This is a genomic window from Vibrio sp. 99K-1 (assembly GCF_013114585.1).
GTDB classification, from domain to species: Bacteria; Pseudomonadota; Gammaproteobacteria; order Enterobacterales; family Vibrionaceae; genus Vibrio; species Vibrio chagasii_B.
In genome coordinates, this window is record NZ_VTXF01000009.1 from 84,118 (window position 1) to 102,225 (window position 18,108).

The window sequence follows — 18,108 nt, forward strand, 5'->3', positions numbered from 1 at the left end:
TTTCGCGAAATCAAGATAATACTATGGAATTAAGGTAACTATCAGATGTATAAGCAATCCCTACTCTCTGCTTCAATCGTTTTAGCGCTTTCATCAACCTCAGCCTTAGCTGAAGATTATGCCCTATTTGACGAGGTTGTTGTATCTTCGACTCGTACGAATCAAACACTTATCAATACTGCAGCTTCAGTCACCGTAATCTCTGATAAGCAAATCGAAGAGAATATGGCAAAAGATGTCGACGAGATTTTCGAGTACACGCCTGGTGTAACGATGAACTCAAGTTCACGCCAAGGTGCACAAACTATTAATATCCGTGGCATGGAAGGAAAACGCGTTAAGATTCTAGTCGACGGTTCATCGCAACCTGGTTCATTTGACGGTGGTCCTTATGCATTTATCAATTCTAGTGGTATTTCTATCGACCCTGATATGTTGAAGAGTGTCGAAATCATCAAAGGTGCAGCTTCAAGTTTACACGGAAGTGACGCAATTGGCGGTGTTGTGGCGTTTGAAACTAAAGATCCCTCTGACTTCTTGAAAGATGGTGAAGACTTCGGTGGTCAAGCTAAACTGTCTTACTCTTCTGAAGATAACTCGTTCAGCGAACATGTTGCATTAGCTAATCGTTTTGGCGATTTAGAAACTCTGGTTGCTTACACTCGCCGTGATGGTGAAGAGCTTCAAAACTTCCGTAACTCGGGTGATTTAGAGAACTACGCAGTAGAAAATCAAGACACATCAGCAGATAATCTATTGGTTAAACTTCAATACCAATTGAATGAAAGCCATCGCATTGAGTTTCTAGCAGAGCTCATTAAAGATACCTCTGATTCAGACATCTACCACTCTAGTTATGATAGCTACACTGGTGAAGATGACACGAAACAAAACCGATTCGCAATCAAGCACATTTGGTTTGCAGACGGCGCGATTGCTGACACAGTGACGAGTAAAGTGTCGTACATTTCTAAAGAAGAGAACGGTGTTACGAAACGCTTTAAGCCTGCAGGCCCAGGTTTCCCTCCTTACGTTCCTGCTAATAACGACAACCTTCAAACCAAAGATTATGATTACACCGAAGATAAGCTTGAGATAGAGACGCAACTAGACAAAGAGATTAACAATCACTACCTAGTTTATGGTGCGACTTATACACATAGTGACATCAGCAACACCAATATGGAGTACAACTCAGATCCAGCGACTGACGATCAGCTTTACGTGTACACGCCTGATGCGAAAGAGCAGAAGTTTGGTTTGTTTGTTCAAGACGAAATCAGCCTAATGAACAATAAGCTGGTTGTGACTCCTGGTGTTCGCTTCGACTACTTCTCTACAGACCCTAGTAAAAACACTGGCGAATCTCTAACTGACTTCTCAGATTCTGCAGTAACAGGTCGTTTAGGTACAACGTACAAACTAACAGATACAGGTACTGTATTTGGTCAAATTAGCCAAGGCTTTAGAGCCCCGTCATTTGATGAACTCTACTACACATACGACAACCCTGGTCACGGCTACGTAAATGATCCGAATCCTGACCTTAAGTCAGAAACAAGTATCTCGTACGAGCTTGGTTACCGTCACAACACGCAAGCTTCATCGTCTGAGATTGCAGCTTACTACAGTGATTACGATGATTTCATTGAAACTGTAGTAACGAAAAAAACCGGCGGTACGACACACTACTCTAACGTTAACTTAGAGTCAGCGACAATCAAGGGTGTTGAGTTCTCGAACAGGTTACTTTGGGATGTGTTAGTGGGTGCGCCAGAGGGTATTTCTACTCATTTCGTGGCATCTTACACTGAGGGTGAAGATGGAAACGGTAATGCACTAAACAGTGTTAACCCATGGAACGCTGTGTTAGGTCTGAACTACGATGCACCGAACCAAAATTGGGGTACAAGCCTTAAGTTAAATTACACGGCTGATAAATCTGGCTCAGACATCAACTTTGATGACGAGAATGGCGGTAATGCTGGTCAAGCTGAACTTCCAAGTGCAACGGTTGTTGACTTAACTGCTTACTACAAACCAATGAAAGATTTGACTATTCGTGGTGGCGTGTTCAACTTAACTAACGAAGAGTACTACCGTTGGAATGATATTCGCGGCGATGATGAGCTTTACAAAGAGAACTCTCAAGCTGAAAGAAACTACGGTATTTCAGCTAAGTACGAATTCTAATTCGTTACAAACTTAAATTGCAGAAACTAAAAAGCCAGCTTTATGCTGGCTTTTATCTATTTCACTAAAAATTGTATCAAAAAGGAATAAGTGAAATTACTTCTCTGCCATTTCTTTCTTTACCATTACCGCAGCAGCAATGATGAAAGTGATGATTAGGCCTAGTTCCATGATTAACTCCAAAGAAAATTAACATTAAACATATAATTCGTGTGCATAGTAACACAATGAATACAGAATGATACTTTTTAACCACTAATTTACTTTTTATTCGATTTAGATCAAAAAAGATGCCCTAAAGCATCTTTTCATAAGTTAATTATTCATGAAACAACTAGATCAGCCGGGGAAACCATTAGGGTTTGTTGACTGCCAGCGCCATGTATCTTCGGTCATTTCAGTCAGTGTGCGGGTTGCGTTCCAACCAAGCTCTTTCTGAGCTTTCGCCGGATCTGCCCAACATTCTGCGATGTCACCAGCACGTCGCTCAACAAGTTTATATGGGATTTCTTTGCCGCTTGCTTGTTCAAACGCCTTAACCATGTCTAAAACACTAGAACCGTTGCCAGTACCCAGGTTGTAGATGTGCAGACCATCTTTGCGCCCTACTTTCTCAAGTGCTGCAATGTGGCCATCCGACAGGTCCATAACGTGAATGTAATCACGAACGCCCGTGCCATCTTTAGTTGGATAGTCACTACCAAATACAGATAAGAATTCGCGTCGGCCAACGGCAACTTGAGAAACAAACGGCATCAAGTTGTTTGGAATACCTTGTGGATCTTCACCTAGTTCGCCACTTGGGTGTGAACCTACTGGGTTAAAGTAACGAAGTAGCGTGATGCTCCAATCTGGATTCGCTTTTTGGAAATCGGCGAGACACTCTTCGACCATTAATTTACTGCGACCATAAGGGTTGGTTGCGCTAGTCGGGAAATCTTCAGTGATAGGCACACTTGCAGGGTCACCGTACACGGTTGCTGATGAGCTGAATACCAACGTTTTAACATTTGCTTCGCGCATTGCATCAACGAGAACCAAAGTGCCGTTTACATTGTTGTCATAGTATTCAAGAGGCTTCTCAACTGATTCACCCACAGCTTTTAAGCCAGCAAAGTGAATGACGGCTTCGATGTCGTGTTGCTTCAATGTTTCAGTTAACAGTGCCTTATTACGAATGTCACCTTCAACGAATATAGGACGAACGCCAGACACTTTTTCAATACGCTCTAGAACGCTTGGCTTACTGTTGTACAAGTTATCAAAAAGTACAGGTGTCATACCTGCGTTGATCATTTGGATACTTGTATGACTGCCGATATAGCCCATGCCACCGGTTACTAAAACATTCATGTTTAGACCTTTTAATTATGAATACTCAATCTATCGCTTATGATACAACAACTTAGTGCGAGGTCACACCCCACAGCGCAATCAAACATCACTTGAGAACACAAATTGCCCTTTCCCTTGGTGTTTCGCGTGATACATGGCTTCATCAGCCATTTGTAAGATTACGTCGATATTACTTTCAGAACCTTTGACTAAATGAATACCAATACTAGCGCCTACGTGCAGTTCGCGCTGTTTATAACTCACTTGCTGTTCAATAAGCCTCAACAAGCGCTCGGCCAATTTGCCAAGCAAGATCTTGTCGGTTTGTTTAATAATAAGAACAAATTCGTCACCCGACAAACGAGCAACAAGATCGCCGGCTCTTACTTGAGATAACAGCCTATTTGAGACTTCTTTAAGGATTTCGTCACCCGCGTCATGCCCATAGGTATCATTTACGTGTTTAAATCCATCTAAATCCAAATAAATGACCGCAAAATGCTTGTTTGAATACAGGTTCGATGAGACAGCATCATCAAGAAATTTATACAGTTGCGCTCTGTTCGCTAGGCCTGTCAATGCATCGTGATGAGCTAAATGCTCAAGCCTTTCCATCTCTTTGACATTGGATAAGTCAGATAGTGTTAACACCATATCGAACGCGCCTTTGTTGTTGCCTGACGTGACTCGGTTAACCTTTATGAACATCGGAACTATGGTGCCTGAAACGTTTTTCTCCGATACCTCTCCCTGCCATTGATCATAATTCTCTAGTGAGGTGCGAATAGTTGGCATCAACGACGAGAATTGTTGCCAAGAAAAAACTTCGAACGGAGTTTTACCCACCAGCAGATCCGCGTGATAACCAAGCATCTGAGTGACGGCGGGGTTAACCATGGTAATGACATTGGATGAATTAACTACGATGAGTCCATCTTTACTGTTTTCAAATACTCCGGCTGCGATACGTTGGCGACTCATCGCTGTTTCAATGTCGGTCACATCTTGGATCGCGAACAAGGTGTTGCCATTCTTTGATAAAGATCGGCTGCTGATCTGTAGCCATTGCTTATTATGAAATAGATCAGTTGCTTCAATTAATTCGTCATTCAGCTCAATATTGGAATCGATAACCCCTTTTAAGAACCCCTGTTGCTTGGTTTGAATAAGCTCTTGTATGGATAGGCTTTCGAGAAATGCTTCGCTGCACTTGAAGATATCGCGTGTTGCCATGTTGGCATGTACGATCGCCCCTTTGCTATCGACCACCAGCAAAGAGTGTTGCACCGTTTCGATCACTTCATTCGCAAATGCTTTCTCTTCTTGTAATTTATCAAGCGTAAAATGAACCTGGCTGTCGCGCTGCTTTAATCGTTGTAGCATGGTGTTAAATGCACGAACCAACTCACCTATTTCATCATTGTTCGAAGTAACCAATCTTGGCTTCTCAGCACGTCTTTCCACAAACGCTTGCATTGCTTCGTTGAGTTCAAACATTGGGTCGATGATAAAGCGTTGAATTAATTTAACGAGCACAGCGCCCAAAATAACCAGCAGTACGAAATAGATCCCAGCGACCTTAATAATATTGGTTAAGATCTTCTCAAATGTTTTCTTTGAAATGGTGACACGTAGATTTGCGATGATTTCGTTGTCGAGAACCACAGGAACCAATAAATAGATGTACTGCTTTGAAATCGCAAATTGTTGAGATGCGATATCTTCACGCTCTTCGCTGGTGGGCCTAGGAATATTCGAGCCCCCTATTTGATAACTGGCAAAGAGCTGTTCTTGAGTGTCGAATAGCTTTACTCGAACGATATCTTCGTCTGCGACAAATGCGGATAAGATTTCGTTAGCTGACGCTTTGTCTTCGAACAATATTGCAGCTTGCAGGTTATACGCAACCCCTTGAGCAAGCACTTTAACACGTTGTATCAGGTTCTGTTTCTCTCGCTCGAACGTGACAGTGTAATTTATTGATTGAATAGTAACAAAGGCAACCGATACAAACAGAATGATCGGTAAGATAAGCTTGTTTTTTATCGAGATATTATTGATGAAAGACAGCATTATTTACCCTCCACTACAGAGATACGAAGGAGGTTTGAGCCTATGATGTAATTACCTTTTTTAGCATTGGTGAGATTGATTTTAGGCTTGAGTTTGTTGTCAACGTGCATAAGCTCGATCACGCCGCCCATTTGGGTAAAATCGTCGTCATCGCTAATAGTGACCATATTCGGTGAGTAAATCTGTTCATTTAGCTGACCATTCACATCAGACAAATAAGTGATATTGCACTGTGGCGTTAGCGTTTGGTGGACTTGGATTGGCAGTGAACGGAGCGTCTTTTGGTTAGTAATGGAAACAAGCGCATCGTTTATTTTTTGGTTCCCAAGTACACAGAAGTGAACCTTATCCATCAAGTTTTCATCATTCCACTGAATAAAGTTGGCAATTCTGAAGAGGTAGACCGCTTTCACTTCATAAGGCTTGAAACCTGCAGCCTCGATATTGAGAGCAGTGAAGAAGGGAAATACAAGAGCGATACACGAAACGACTCGCTTGGCTGAGCGTCTAAAATTCATGAGAAACCCTTACATAAACAGACTCTTGATTAACACTCTTTGGTGAAGTGAGCTCAGCCTGGTAGCCACTGCCTTTTCCGATGTTTTCAATAACTACTTCAACCAATGGCGCGGCATGAGATTTTTTCCATGCTAGACGTGCATCAAAGACGAGTTCATGTGGGTAAGATTGCCATGAGTATTGAGTGCCATCTTCTGCAACCCAGTAATCTGGGTAGTTCACGTTGATGTATTGCCCAATAACATCAAATTGCCAGCTGTCGGTAATGTTCCACATGAGTTGTACTGTGGCTAAATGTTGATTGTCGATATCGTAATAGACACTGGTTTGAGCGCTTGAGTTCGGATCATCGCCTTTACGCTTACCTTCTAATGTCGAATGGGCATATCCGAAATAGCTGCTGAGGCCTGGTGTTAATTGATATGACGCACCGACCTCTAACCCATAAGTTGTCGCTTGGTAATCATCCGATAGCGTGCCGACATAAACATGATTAGCTGGAATGTCGCTCGGATCATAACTATGGAAACGAAGGTTATCGTGTTCACTCAAGTAAATGGTTGCATCGAGCTCAAAATCAGAGTTATTCGTATATCGATATCCCATTTCTATTGTGACAACATCTTCATTATTTAATTGGTTGTTTGGCTTAAACAAATCCAAATAGCTAACTCCGGTCTCTGGATAGTAGCTGTTAAAGTAATAGGCTGAATTGCTGTCCATATAAGATGGTGCGACTACCGCTTTACTTACCCCTGCCCAAAGTGAATGGCTAAGATTCAACTTGTATAACCCACGCACTTGAGGTGAAACCTCTGTTGAGTCATTTTGAGTGAAATGCTCTAACTTTGCACCAAGGGTAACGGACAGTGCTTCAGTCCATTGTACCTGTGATTGTATAAATGCATTGGCGATGTAATCGTTGGCGCTCTCTACGTCATAGGCACGCCCGTAGTAATCAGGATTGTACCAATCAACCTCGTTAACCTGACTCGACGAAAAATCTAGATACAGGTATCGCAACCCACCACCAACCGTGATTTGATGAGTCGTCGACAGTTGCTTGATAAGCGTCGAATCAAAATCGACCGTGGTATAACTCCCAGGTGCATCCGGTGCATTATCTTCATTGTATTCCCCCCACAACGAATATGAGAAGGTCGAGGTATCGCTTATGCTTCGTGAGTCGTTAAATTGCAGATAAAAAGAGTGGCTTTCATTATCAAAATCATTAGCTTGGTAATCAACGAGCGTACCAGAGCTATCGTATTGAACTGAATACAACTCTGATTCGGAAAAGCTCTTTTCACCGCCGATTCTTAGTGACCATTGTTGATCACTGTCGCTTGGTTGAAACACCATACCAGCGGACTGCGCTTTCCATTTCTCGGATTCATTAGAACGATACGTTGGCTCTTCTCGGTATTTATAGAAGGCTCTCGCATTGATACTAGCGTTAAAGCTAAGCCCTTGCCTAACACTGAACTCATAATTGTCAGTATTCGAGGCAAGACCTGAGATATAAGTACCTTGGGTTTCACTGGCTGATTTCGTAATAATGTTAACGACGCCATTAGCCGCATTACCACCCCAAATTGTTCCTCCTGGCCCTTTTAATACTTCAATTCGTTCAATGTCGGCAAGAACATAGTCAACGTCGCTCCAATACGTACCGCCATACACTGGGCTAAATAAACTTCGTCCATCCATCATTACTAGCATTTTGTTGTATAATCCATCATGAAAGCCACGAGCAGATACAAACCATGAAGTTTCGTTGAACTTAGTGACTTTAAGGCCCGGCACGAGCTTCAACGCTTCCGCAATGGTCTTAGCACCGCTACGTTGAATACGCTCATTCGAAAGCACATACACGGACGACGGAATGTCCGTGAGCTTTTGAGTCACTTTTGACGCCGTTTCCATCTCAACGTCTAACATCGACAATTCTTCAAGGCTCATCGACATGAGTTGATCTAAAGAGTTCTCCTGAGCCACCACACAGGCCGATGTGGTTAATGCTAGTCCTAAGCTAATTGGGCGGGAAATCATGCGTTCACCTAATATAAAGATAAAAATGGTTCTTCTTTGTTGATGGATGAACTATATATGAAATGGCGTACTAATAAATGTACAGTAGCAAAACTTTGAATCAGGTCACTGTTTCATTTCGTCATTTGTACGAGTGTCGTTAGATATCTATACCTAAAGGAATGACGGCAAGTGACAACGAAGATATTGCTTAATTGCGACATGGGAGAAAGTTTCGGCAATTGGAAGATGGGCGATGATGAATCGGTCATGGAATGGGTAGATATGGCCAACATTGCCTGTGGCTTTCATGCGTCCGATCCACACGTCATGTCGAAAACGATAAAGCTTGCTCAGCACTACCATATTCAAATTGGTGCTCATCCGGGCTATCAAGATCTTGTCGGATTCGGTCGTAGATCTATCCCACATACTATGGAGCAGATCAGTGAGCTCGTTTGTTATCAAGTCGGCGCATTACAAGCCCTGTGCCGTTATCACCATACTACCGTTGGTTACGTAAAGCCTCATGGTGCGCTTTATAACGATATGATGGCAAATACAGATGTATTTAATGCGGTCGCGCAAGCTGTGGCGGAATTTAATATCCCTCTTATGATCCTCTCTTCTTCTGACAACCAACAATATTTAGACATCGCTGATGATCACGACTTACCCCTTTTGTTCGAAGCATTCGCTGATCGAGCATATTTAAACAATGGTCACCTTGCGCCACGTTCGCAAAAAGGCTCGGTGTATGTGAACCAAGACGATATCTACAACCAAGTGATGCAGATCGTTAACTACGGTTCAGTTACGACCATTGAAGGTGAAAGGCTACCCATCGAGGCTGACACCATCTGTGTTCATGGTGACAATCCTCAATCCATCGCACTCATTAGAAAAATCCGACAAGATCTCAACGCGTTTAATTGATAGCAGCGCAATGAATGCCCTCTGTTCCCTGCACAAGAACAGAGGAAGCACTCATGACACATGAACATGGAAGTTGGAATAAAACGTATGGAAAGCAAATGACGAAAAACGAGATAAAATTTAATATCGAGCCTGTTGCTGAGTGCAGTGTGCTTGTTACGCTACAGCCACTAACTGCAGGTTCTAGTGGGAGCAATGCACAATATATGGCCCACTTTTCAGATGCTATTCGCCAGAGCTTAGCCACAGTATTGATGAATGTCACTCCAGCGTACAACACAATATTAGTTGACTATCTGCCTTACCGAATTTCTGAAGAGCACTTTATTTCTCAACTCAAGTCGATATTGATAGAAGCAATGGCGACATTTTCAAGTGAGAGTAACACTCGCAACATTATTGAATTACCAGCCTATTACTCAAACGAAACAGCCCTTGATTTAGATAGATATCAGGCCAAAGGTTTGTCGCTAGACGATATCATTCACTATCACACTTCTCAGATTTACAGTGTCAGCGCTATTGGCTTTATTCCTGGCTTCGCCTTTATGTCAGACGTGGTTGAACAGTTAGTTCTGCCTCGCCACTCTACTCCACGGCTCAGTGTCCCTGAGGGAAGTATCGCAATTGCTGGTTCAAAGACCGCGGTTTATCCGTCAGATTCTCCAGGAGGATGGAATATCATCGGTAATTGCCCTATTTCTCTGTTTGATGACGCTCAGTTGACTCAGGCTAACCAAATGCATGACAAGTTTTCTCTGCTAAATGTAGGTGACTCTGTGCGCTTCAAAGCAATATCAAAACAAGAGTTTGTCGAGCTTGGAGGAGAAGTACGTCATGATTAAATCAGTCAATAAAGCGAGCCTAACCATCGTGAAACCGGGGCCTTTAAGTTTAATTCAAGACTTTGGGCGCTTTGGCGTTTCTCATCTAGGTTTAACACAAGGTGGACCCGTAGATGATTATTCCTACAGTTGGGCTAATCATTTATTAGCAAATCCTGTTAATCGAGCAGCTTTAGAAATCACTCTTGGCCAATGCACGCTAAAGGTTAATGACGATTGCGAGATGGCGGTTTGCGGTGGTGATCTACAGGCGACTTTGGATGGAAAACCGCTGGCCAACTGGAGTACATTTCAAGCGTTTAAAGGACAAATGCTTTCGTTTGGCTTACCAAAAAATGGATTAAGAGCTTATCTCGCAATTAAAGGGGGCTTTGATGTTCCCGTCGTACTCAACAGTTGTGCAACGGTAACTCGTGAAAAAATAGGTGGATTAACTCGAGACGGTGAAGCGTGCCAATCTGGGTACCAATTAGGCTTCACTAAGCACCCTCTTGCAAAGCACTTTAGACCTCTCTGTGTAACTTTTCGATACACACCAGATTACAACCTACCGGTCAATTTGAGAGTGATTGAAGGCTATCAGAGCGAACAATTTTCTGAATTAGCTAAAGAGACACTGTATAGCTCTCTTTATACTGTGGACCAAAACTCGAATCGTATGGGTTATCGCCTTAGTGGTGAATCAGTTCACTCTCCAGATATCTCACTGTTATCCGAAGGCATTGCGCTGGGTGCGATTCAGGTACCACAAGATGGGCAACCTATTGTTCTGCTTAATGATAGGCAGACAATTGGCGGTTATCCAAAGATCGGGTGTGTTGCGAGAATAGACTTGCCACGTTTAGCGCAAGCAAAACCTGGGCATCAGATTTCATTTAGTAAGGGGGATCGCTTGGGGTTGCAAGATGTGTGGTGTCAGTGGGCGCGATTCTTCGGTTATTGATAATGAGCTTTCAGCCACCGTTCAGAGTGGTGATTGTCAAAGGATAAAAAATCGGCTTACCTAAGTAAGCCGATTTTTCGTTTTAGTGGTGGTCTTGGCCTGAAACTTTCGCCAGTGCATTTGGGTATCCACGCTCTTGGGTCAACCCTATCGCTTTATTTTCAATATCGTTTAACTTAAGTGACATTGTCACTGAGTGTGTATCTTCAATCGAGTCAGACTCGGGAATATCGAACCAGTGTTGAGCCACCTTTTGCGCTGCTTCTAATGTTGAAGACGCCTTTACTACCTCAAGCCTTGCATAACGCTCGCCGCAGAAAGAGACATCTGAAGCGCGTAGGCTTGGGTCGGTCCCCGGAATTTGCTGCGCTCCAAATAGAGGCTTACCACCAACTTGTGCAGAGCTAAAGCTTGGTATGAACTGAGACATGTGGGTAATCGCCGCACGTGTTCTTAGCTCTAGCTGTTCTTCACTCCAACCAGATACGATTTTCTTCAGTAGCTTTGAAGGTAGCTGAGGCTGTGAAGAGCCTGTAGAAGATGAAACCAAGCCGCCTTCAAACAGAGTGATCCCTTCCGTCATACCATGAAGCTGGAATACTCCATCGGCGTATGGTGTTAATTGAGCCATACCTTGTGGTGTGCCTCGTGGGCCATGAAAGATAACCTCAGGCCACTCTTCCTTACATGCTTGGGAATATGGCCACTCCGTCACATAAGCGGCTTTAAACTCAACAAGTCGTTGCTGTTTCGAACCTACAAAGTCATCCACGATGCCGGTTTCAAAGCCGCTGGCATTAATCAAATAATCGGTGGTTAGTGTGCGGCTTTTGTTATCGATGTCCGTGTAGGTTAATGACCAACCTTGTCCCGTAGATTGAACCGATTGTAAGCGGCTGTTGGTCAACACTGTACAATTTGGCTGTTGCTCCAACGATAGTTGAGCCGTCGCAGACAGTCGGAATACACTCCAACCATACTCTTGAACCATGGCAACGGGATATTTAAGCGTTTCTAAATCAGTATGTTTGGCGAAAGGAATACACCACTCATCAAGCGTTGTTGGCTTTAGTGGCTGCGTTAGTTTAGCTAGCGCCAATAACTCATCTTTGTCATAAAGCTTGTAGTACTCTTCAGGGGCCCCAAGTACTTGATTGTTTTTGTCTTGCTTAACGAGTTCGGCATAAGCGTCTTTTATTATCTCGAGACGAGGAAGCAAGTCCAATGGCTCCCCACCATCGCTGTGTGGAACGGCTATGACGGTTGGACGAATATTGATCGTGTGAGGGAACAAACGGACGGTGTCAATTGACTGTGTGAGCAATTGAAGACACTGCTCTACAGAAATATCTCGATACAAATTGCCGCCAGCATGTAGGTGGCAAATCGGTGGACCATTAACCAAACTTGGCCCTTTTTCCAATATAGTGACCTTAAAACCCAACTCACTGAAGTGAATAGCGCTTGTTGTTCCGGCTATACCACCGCCAACAATGGCAATAGAAGCTTGATTTGTATCCGTTTTGTTGTGGTTCATCGTGTTCTGTAGAATAAGATTAACTGCCACTATTCTACTTTTGTTCGACGATGAATTAAAACACATTTTTATCAAGGTCTTAGCTTGGTGGTTCGTTGAACTTATGTAAAAAACTTAAATAATCTCTTGACTCAATAACTTCCAATACTGTTTTCGAGGTTATTCTAACAGTCAAATTTGTCCTAAGTGACGCCACACAAAGGCTGCCTCAGTACTCTTAAAACAAAGATGTTAACTTATCCCTAAAGTTATCCACCGTTTTTGTGGATAACTGTTGATAACGTTCATGCTAAGTTGCGCAAACCCTTTGTTTACAGGGACTAACCGCTGTTCATTAAATCGACACAAATACACAATACGTTTCAAAAAATGCTAAAAAATGTCAATTTTAAAGTGCTAAATGCCTAAGTTGTGCTAGCCGTTGGTCAAATAAAAAACGGTCTAACCGTGAATTCTATAAATAGCTTTCGCCCTAGTATAAAAATTCACAATCAGACCGTTTCAATAAGCGAATAAAAGCTTACGGCTTTACATCATGAATACTCAAGAGAGTTAACCAAAATCCTTGTTTACAGGAGCCAATAGACGCTTAATTAAGCTGTTCACAACAGCGGCTAGTGTGATAAAGGTCAGCACAGGTAAAACAACCCACAACATCGGATGAAGCGAAGGCGCGAGTTCAAAGCCGAAACTCATCACACCTGCCACGCTCATTTCAGAACCCAGCGCAGCAATTGAGCCTGCTACCAGTGCCATTAGCCCATATTCACACCAGATAGTGTTAAGGATGCGTTTCTTGCTTGCCCCTAACGTACGATACAAACGTATCTCTTGTTGCCTTTGAGATAAGCTAAGACGTAAGAGCGTAAAAATAAGCAATAATCCTGCAACGACGCCAAGTGCTGCCAACACGGTAATCGACCAAACAATCTGTTTAAGCAGCTCTTGGATCTTGCTGCCCATTACACGGATATCCATTAAACTAACGGTTGGATGATTCCGTGAGAGTTCGTTGAGCATTTGGTTGTGCTGATCTTCGACTCTAAAGCTCACTAACCAAGTTGAAGGAATTGAGCTCAAGACGTCTGGAGTAAAGATGAAGTAGAAGTTTGGCTTCATTTCACGCCATTCTACTTTACGGATACTGTTAACCTTCGCTGATACCTTTTGACTATTGATGGTGAAAGCGAGCTCATCTCCAATTTCCAAACCTAGCTGTTCTGCTACATCAGATTCAACAGACACGCCCTGCTCTTTCGTCCAAGTGCCTTCAAGCACTTCATTGTACTCTGGTAATGAGTCGCCCCACGTGAAGTTGATTTCACGGCTTAGCGCGTCAGTTCGTTCAGATGTCTCGCTATATTCAGATGCTTCGACACCATTGATTGTTGTCAGTCGCCCACGAATGATCGGGAAAGCTTGAGTACGCTCGACTCCGTTAGCATCAATGGTTTCCAAATAGCTCTCTTTCTCATAACTGGCGATATTCAGTGCAAATGCATTGGGCGCATTCTCAGGCAGGGTTTGTTGCCAGTCTGACAACAGATCGCTTCTTACCAACCAGATAATCGATAGCAACATCAACGAAAGCGCTAACGAGCCAAATTGTATGCCCGTTGCAAGCGGCGTACGATTAATTCGACTTAAAGCTAAGCGCATTGATGTCGACGTCGGAAGCTTGCCAAAAAGGCGCAGTACAAACGTACTAACTAGGGCCAGGACCAAAAATAGGCACGCAATACCGGCTAGAACAATCCATACCAATAGATTGTCACCATACATCAACATCATTGGGATGATAGGCACCAACAGCAAAGCGAATTTCTTATAGCTATCGCGAGTCTTATGGCTTGATTGAATCACGCTAATCGCAGAGGTATTTACCAACCCAATCAACGGAATGCCAAGTGCAGGCACACCAATTAAAACACTGGATAAGATTGCAAGAATCGCAGGTTCGATACCGTAGCTTGGAAGCGGCGATGGCAGTAAATCACCAAGCGGAATACGTAAAAGAAACTCTAAACCGATACCAATCGCAATACCGAGTACGGTACCAATAACGACAAGTAATGATACTTGTACCGCTAGCCACTTAATGATCCACGGTTTGCTCGCCCCCAAGCTTTTTAGCATAGCAATGGTTTTTCTACGGCTCGCGACATAATGTTGGCACGTTAAGACCAAAGTGGTCGCCGCCATGATCACAACAATTGCAACAGTTAACGATAGGTATTGCGTGGTGCTTTCAAACATGTCGTTGGTACGGCTTGCTGAGTCTTGTGTACGCCAACGATCACTCGGGGTTAGTTCAATACTGTCTTGAGCGGTTTTGAGTTTTGCATCATCACCGTTTAAGAACAGTCTGAAACTTACACGACTTCCCGGTTGAATGGCACCTGTCGAATCAATGTCGTCATTGTGTATCAGTACCGCAGGCATTTGTTGGAATGGGTTGAAACTTAACCCTGGCTCTTGGGTGATTCGTCCTGTAATGGTTAAGTCGGCATCGCCGATAGTGACATTGTCACCTATCCCGACTTCCAACTGCGCGAAAATACGTTCGTCCAGCCACAACTCACCGGGCTCAACGTGATTACTCGATGCATTGTCTGCACCTTCTAGTAACATTTCACCACGCAATGGATAGTTACTCTCCACCGCTTTAACCGTTACTAACTGCATCGCGTTGTCGCTAAATGCCATGGTTGAGAAACGGGTTAACTGAGAGCTTTCTAGTTGCTCTACTTGAGCAATGTCTAGTAGCGGTTGTGGGATTGGGTTTGCTGAGATGAACACGCTGTCAGCAGTGAGTGCATCTTTCCCCTGTTTTACGATGACCTGTTCCATGCGCTCAGCCAATGCTGATAGTGCGAAAACACAGGCAATGATCAGTGTTAAAGCGATCGATACTGGCCATAGTTGACCATGTCGAATCTCTTCAATGCTCCATGAAAACAGGCGCTTGTTAAGTCCGTTTGATGAATTCAATTTAGACTTCCTCTATCTGTCCGACATGCATCTTAAGCGTTCGTTGACATCGTTGTGCTAGCTTAGGATCGTGTGTCACCAGCACTAGTGTGGTGCCGTGAGAAGAGTTCAGTACGAACAGTAGCTCGACGATTTTGGCCGCGGTTTGTTGGTCCAGGTTACCGGTTGGTTCGTCAGCAAATAGGATTTTGGGCTTGATCATGAACGCACGAGCTAAAGCAACACGCTGTTGTTCTCCACCTGATAACTGAGATGGTAGATGATCGAGCCTGTCTTTTAAGCCAACCGACTCAAGTAACGCAGTTGCGCGTTCAATGTCTTCATCTTCGCCTTTTAGTAAGCATGGTAGTGTCACGTTTTGCAGCGCTGATAAGCTAGGAATCAACAAAAAACTTTGAAAAACAAATCCTACCGATTCACTTCGGATTTTCGCTCTCGCTTCATCATCTAGCTGTGAAAGTGGTTGTCCCAATAAATGGATTTCGCCTTTGGTAGGGACATCAAGGCCAGCCAGCAGTGTCATCAAGGTCGATTTACCTGCCCCAGATGTACCGACAATCGCGACTGTTTCACCTTCACGAATATCAATATCGACGTGCTCTAGGATTGTTAAATGTTCTTGATTAGTAGACACTGTCTTGGAAACAGCTTCTGCTTTAATGATGGATGTATGCATGACTCGACTAATTTCCTTTTTATTATTTATATTCTTTTCTACCGCTTCTTTGGCTCAAGGCTCTGCGTCAGCTCAAGATTCAAAGTTACTGATACTTGGTGACAGCTTGAGTGCTGGTTACAACATGGATATCAAACAGAGTTGGCCAAGTTTGTTACCAGATGCGTTAGCGAAACATGATAAAGCGGTTACCGTGGTCAACGGCAGTATCTCTGGCGACACAACAGGTAACGGTTTAGCTCGTTTACCCCAGCTACTAGAAGAACACGCTCCAGACACCGTCCTTATTGAGCTTGGAGCCAATGATGGTCTTCGTGGCTTCCCACCTAAGCTGATGTCTTCAAACTTAGATCAAATCATCGAGCAGATAAAAGCGGCGGGTGCAAAACCAATTATGATGCAAATTAAAATCCCACCTAACTATGGCAAGCGTTACAACCAGCAGTTTGAATACGTATTTGCAGCGTTGGCTGATCAACAAAATGTACCCCTGCTTCCATTTTTCCTAGAGCACATCATCCTAAAACCGGAGTGGATGATGAACGATGGTTTGCATCCTAAACCAGAAGCTCAACCTTGGATTGCTGAATTTGTCGCCGAAGAATTATATCAGTATCTTTAGGTTTTAATGGTCTAGCTCAATAAATTTTACACAGCTTTACGTTAGCCTGAGTGCATATCACCGTTAACTGTAAGGTTATTTATGCTGATCGAACCTATTATCAAGGGTGTGGTAGCAAAAAGCGCTCACCCTCTTGGCTGTCAAGAAGCCGTAAAGCAACAAATTAGATTCGTTAAGAGTGCGCCGCAAATCAAAGATGGCCCTAAACGAGTATTGATCATCGGCGCTTCTTCAGGCTTTGGCCTTGCCGCTCGTATCGCCCTTACCTTTGGCGGTGCTCAAGCCGACACCATTGGCGTTTCATTCGAACGTGGCCCAAACGAAAAATCTCTTGGTAGTGCCGGCTGGTACAACAACATCTACTTCAAAAAAGAAGCGGAACGTGAGCAGCGCACCGCTATTAACATCGTAGGCGATGCCTTTTCCCAAGAAACCCGCGCACAAGTTGTTGAAGCCATCGAAACTTATTTCGAAGGTGAAGTCGATCTCGTGATTTACAGTCTGGCTGCGGGTGTACGTCCCAAGCCCGATTCTGATGAATTCTGGCGCTCTGCGATTAAACCTATTGGTGAAAGCGTAACTGGCGCAACCATTTCTCTTGAGCACGATAATTGGGTGACCAACACGCTTGAAGCTGCCACTGAAGAGGAAGCAGAAAGCACACTCAAAGTCATGGGGGGCGAAGACTGGGAAAGTTGGATCGACGAACTCATCAATGCCGAATCTATCGCTCCCGGCTGTAAGACTATCGCCTTCTCTTATGTTGGCCCTGAAGTCACACACCCTATCTATCTCGATGGTACACTTGGTCGTGCAAAAATCGATCTTCATCAAACCAGTCATGCGCTTAACCTAGAATTAGCAAACTTTGACGGCAACGCTTATGCGACAGTGTGTAAGGCGTTGGTTACCAAAGCAAGCGTATTCATCCCAGGCTTAAGCCCCTACTTGCTAGCGTTGTACAAAGTGATGAAAGAGAAGCAGACGCATGAAGGGTGTATCGAACAAATGCAGCGCCTATTTAGGACTAAGCTGTACGGTCAATCTAAAGTACCACTTGATGGCGAACGGTTGATACGAATGGACGACTGGGAACTAGACCCAGAGACACAAGCCCATGTGACAGAGTTGCTCAATAAGATGGATGAAAACAACTTCCAAACTCTGGGCGATTACCAAGGGTTTAAAGATGAATTCTTGCAACTAAACGGCTTTGCACAACCATCGGTAGACTACAGTAAGAAATTGAATAGCGAAGACTTTATAAAATTAAAGCCCTAGTCGAAATTTATCTCATTACTGAGACCCGTATTCACATTTGAAAACCTCTGCAAAATTGCCGAGGTTTTTTTGTGCAACATTTCTTATACTTAATTAACTTAAGATTCACAGTTTATTTGGTTCATC

13 protein-coding genes are annotated in these 18,108 nt (G+C 43.6%); 6 read left to right on the forward strand and 7 right to left on the reverse strand.

Annotated features, from left to right (window positions below):
- Window positions 1–45: 45 nt before the first annotated feature.
- Complete coding sequence (locus F0228_RS09240) at window positions 46–2,193, forward strand: TonB-dependent hemoglobin/transferrin/lactoferrin family receptor (protein WP_171762137.1); 2,148 nt, start codon at window positions 46–48, stop codon at window positions 2,191–2,193.
- A 339-nt stretch (window positions 2,194–2,532) separates the two neighbouring features.
- Here the strand turns inward: F0228_RS09240 and galE are convergent, their stop codons facing one another.
- The 4 genes from galE to F0228_RS09260 form a co-directional block, all read right to left on the reverse strand.
- Complete coding sequence (galE, locus tag F0228_RS09245) at window positions 2,533–3,546, reverse strand: UDP-glucose 4-epimerase GalE (RefSeq protein ID WP_061030942.1); 1,014 nt, start codon at window positions 3,544–3,546, stop codon at window positions 2,533–2,535.
- Between the two features lie 81 nt (window positions 3,547–3,627).
- A complete protein-coding gene (locus tag F0228_RS09250) occupies window positions 3,628–5,601 on the reverse strand; it encodes a diguanylate cyclase (RefSeq protein ID WP_171762138.1) in 1,974 nt (657 codons plus the stop codon).
- Entirely contained in the window at window positions 5,601–6,119 is a 519-nt protein-coding gene (locus F0228_RS09255; RefSeq protein WP_171762139.1) for a YfiR family protein, read from the reverse strand. The genes F0228_RS09250 and F0228_RS09255 overlap by 1 nt, the downstream gene beginning before the upstream one ends.
- Entirely contained in the window at window positions 6,109–8,172 is a 2,064-nt protein-coding gene (locus tag F0228_RS09260) for a TonB-dependent receptor (RefSeq protein ID WP_061030945.1), read from the reverse strand. Before F0228_RS09260 ends, F0228_RS09255 begins: the two co-directional genes overlap by 11 nt.
- Window positions 8,173–8,343: 171 nt before the next feature.
- Here F0228_RS09260 and F0228_RS09265 point away from each other — a divergent pair, with 171 nt between their 5' ends.
- The 3 genes from F0228_RS09265 to F0228_RS09275 all read left to right on the forward strand — a co-directional run bounded on the left by F0228_RS09265 (window position 8,344) and on the right by F0228_RS09275 (window position 10,875).
- A complete protein-coding gene (locus F0228_RS09265) occupies window positions 8,344–9,087 on the forward strand; it encodes a 5-oxoprolinase subunit PxpA (protein ID WP_171762140.1) in 744 nt (247 codons plus the stop codon).
- 98 nt (window positions 9,088–9,185) lie between these two features.
- Window positions 9,186–9,932, forward strand: a complete 747-nt coding sequence (locus F0228_RS09270; protein WP_171762159.1) for an allophanate hydrolase subunit 1 — start codon at window positions 9,186–9,188, stop codon at window positions 9,930–9,932.
- Window positions 9,925–10,875: a biotin-dependent carboxyltransferase family protein gene (locus F0228_RS09275; RefSeq protein ID WP_171762141.1), complete on the forward strand. Its 951-nt coding sequence runs from the start codon at window positions 9,925–9,927 to the stop codon at window positions 10,873–10,875. The genes F0228_RS09270 and F0228_RS09275 overlap by 8 nt, the downstream gene beginning before the upstream one ends.
- 82 nt (window positions 10,876–10,957) lie before the next feature.
- Here F0228_RS09275 and F0228_RS09280 read toward each other — a convergent pair whose 3' ends face one another.
- The 3 genes from F0228_RS09280 to F0228_RS09290 all read right to left on the reverse strand — a co-directional run bounded on the left by F0228_RS09280 (window position 10,958) and on the right by F0228_RS09290 (window position 16,079).
- A complete protein-coding gene (locus F0228_RS09280) occupies window positions 10,958–12,412 on the reverse strand; it encodes an FAD-dependent oxidoreductase (RefSeq protein ID WP_171762160.1) in 1,455 nt (484 codons plus the stop codon).
- Between the two features lie 552 nt (window positions 12,413–12,964).
- Window positions 12,965–15,403 carry an ABC transporter permease gene (locus F0228_RS09285; protein ID WP_061030950.1) on the reverse strand — a complete coding sequence of 813 codons (2,439 nt, stop codon included), beginning with the start codon at window positions 15,401–15,403 and terminating at the stop codon, window positions 12,965–12,967.
- 1 nt (window position 15,404) lies between these two features.
- Window positions 15,405–16,079, reverse strand: coding sequence for an ABC transporter ATP-binding protein (locus F0228_RS09290; protein ID WP_171762142.1), 675 nt, complete (start codon window positions 16,077–16,079; stop codon window positions 15,405–15,407).
- Here F0228_RS09290 and F0228_RS09295 point away from each other — a divergent pair.
- Together F0228_RS09295 and fabV are read left to right on the forward strand one after the other, a co-directional pair.
- A complete protein-coding gene (locus F0228_RS09295) occupies window positions 16,078–16,701 on the forward strand; it encodes an arylesterase (protein WP_116870660.1) in 624 nt (207 codons plus the stop codon). The two genes, F0228_RS09290 and F0228_RS09295, sit on opposite strands and share 2 nt — an antisense overlap.
- An 81-nt stretch (window positions 16,702–16,782) precedes the next feature.
- The gene (gene fabV, locus F0228_RS09300) at window positions 16,783–17,982 is read left to right on the forward strand and encodes an enoyl-ACP reductase FabV (RefSeq protein ID WP_171731607.1); all 1,200 of its coding nucleotides are present in this window, start codon (window positions 16,783–16,785) and stop codon (window positions 17,980–17,982) included.
- Window positions 17,983–18,108 lie beyond the last annotated feature (126 nt).

Coding starts and splice junctions, on each gene's coding strand:
- F0228_RS09240 (WP_171762137.1), top strand. CDS start 46: ATGTATAAGCAATCCCTACTCTCTGCTTCAATCGTTTTAGCGCTTTCA.
- galE (WP_061030942.1), bottom strand. CDS start 3,546: ATGAATGTTTTAGTAACCGGTGGCATGGGCTATATCGGCAGTCATACA.
- F0228_RS09250 (WP_171762138.1), bottom strand. CDS start 5,601: ATGCTGTCTTTCATCAATAATATCTCGATAAAAAACAAGCTTATCTTA.
- F0228_RS09255 (WP_171762139.1), bottom strand. CDS start 6,119: ATGAATTTTAGACGCTCAGCCAAGCGAGTCGTTTCGTGTATCGCTCTT.
- F0228_RS09260 (WP_061030945.1), bottom strand. CDS start 8,172: ATGATTTCCCGCCCAATTAGCTTAGGACTAGCATTAACCACATCGGCC.
- F0228_RS09270 (WP_171762159.1), top strand. CDS start 9,186: ATGACGAAAAACGAGATAAAATTTAATATCGAGCCTGTTGCTGAGTGC.
- F0228_RS09275 (WP_171762141.1), top strand. CDS start 9,925: ATGATTAAATCAGTCAATAAAGCGAGCCTAACCATCGTGAAACCGGGG.
- F0228_RS09280 (WP_171762160.1), bottom strand. CDS start 12,412: ATGAACCACAACAAAACGGATACAAATCAAGCTTCTATTGCCATTGTT.
- F0228_RS09295 (WP_116870660.1), top strand. CDS start 16,078: ATGACTCGACTAATTTCCTTTTTATTATTTATATTCTTTTCTACCGCT.
- F0228_RS09290 (WP_171762142.1), bottom strand. CDS start 16,079: ATGCATACATCCATCATTAAAGCAGAAGCTGTTTCCAAGACAGTGTCT.
- fabV (WP_171731607.1), top strand. CDS start 16,783: ATGCTGATCGAACCTATTATCAAGGGTGTGGTAGCAAAAAGCGCTCAC.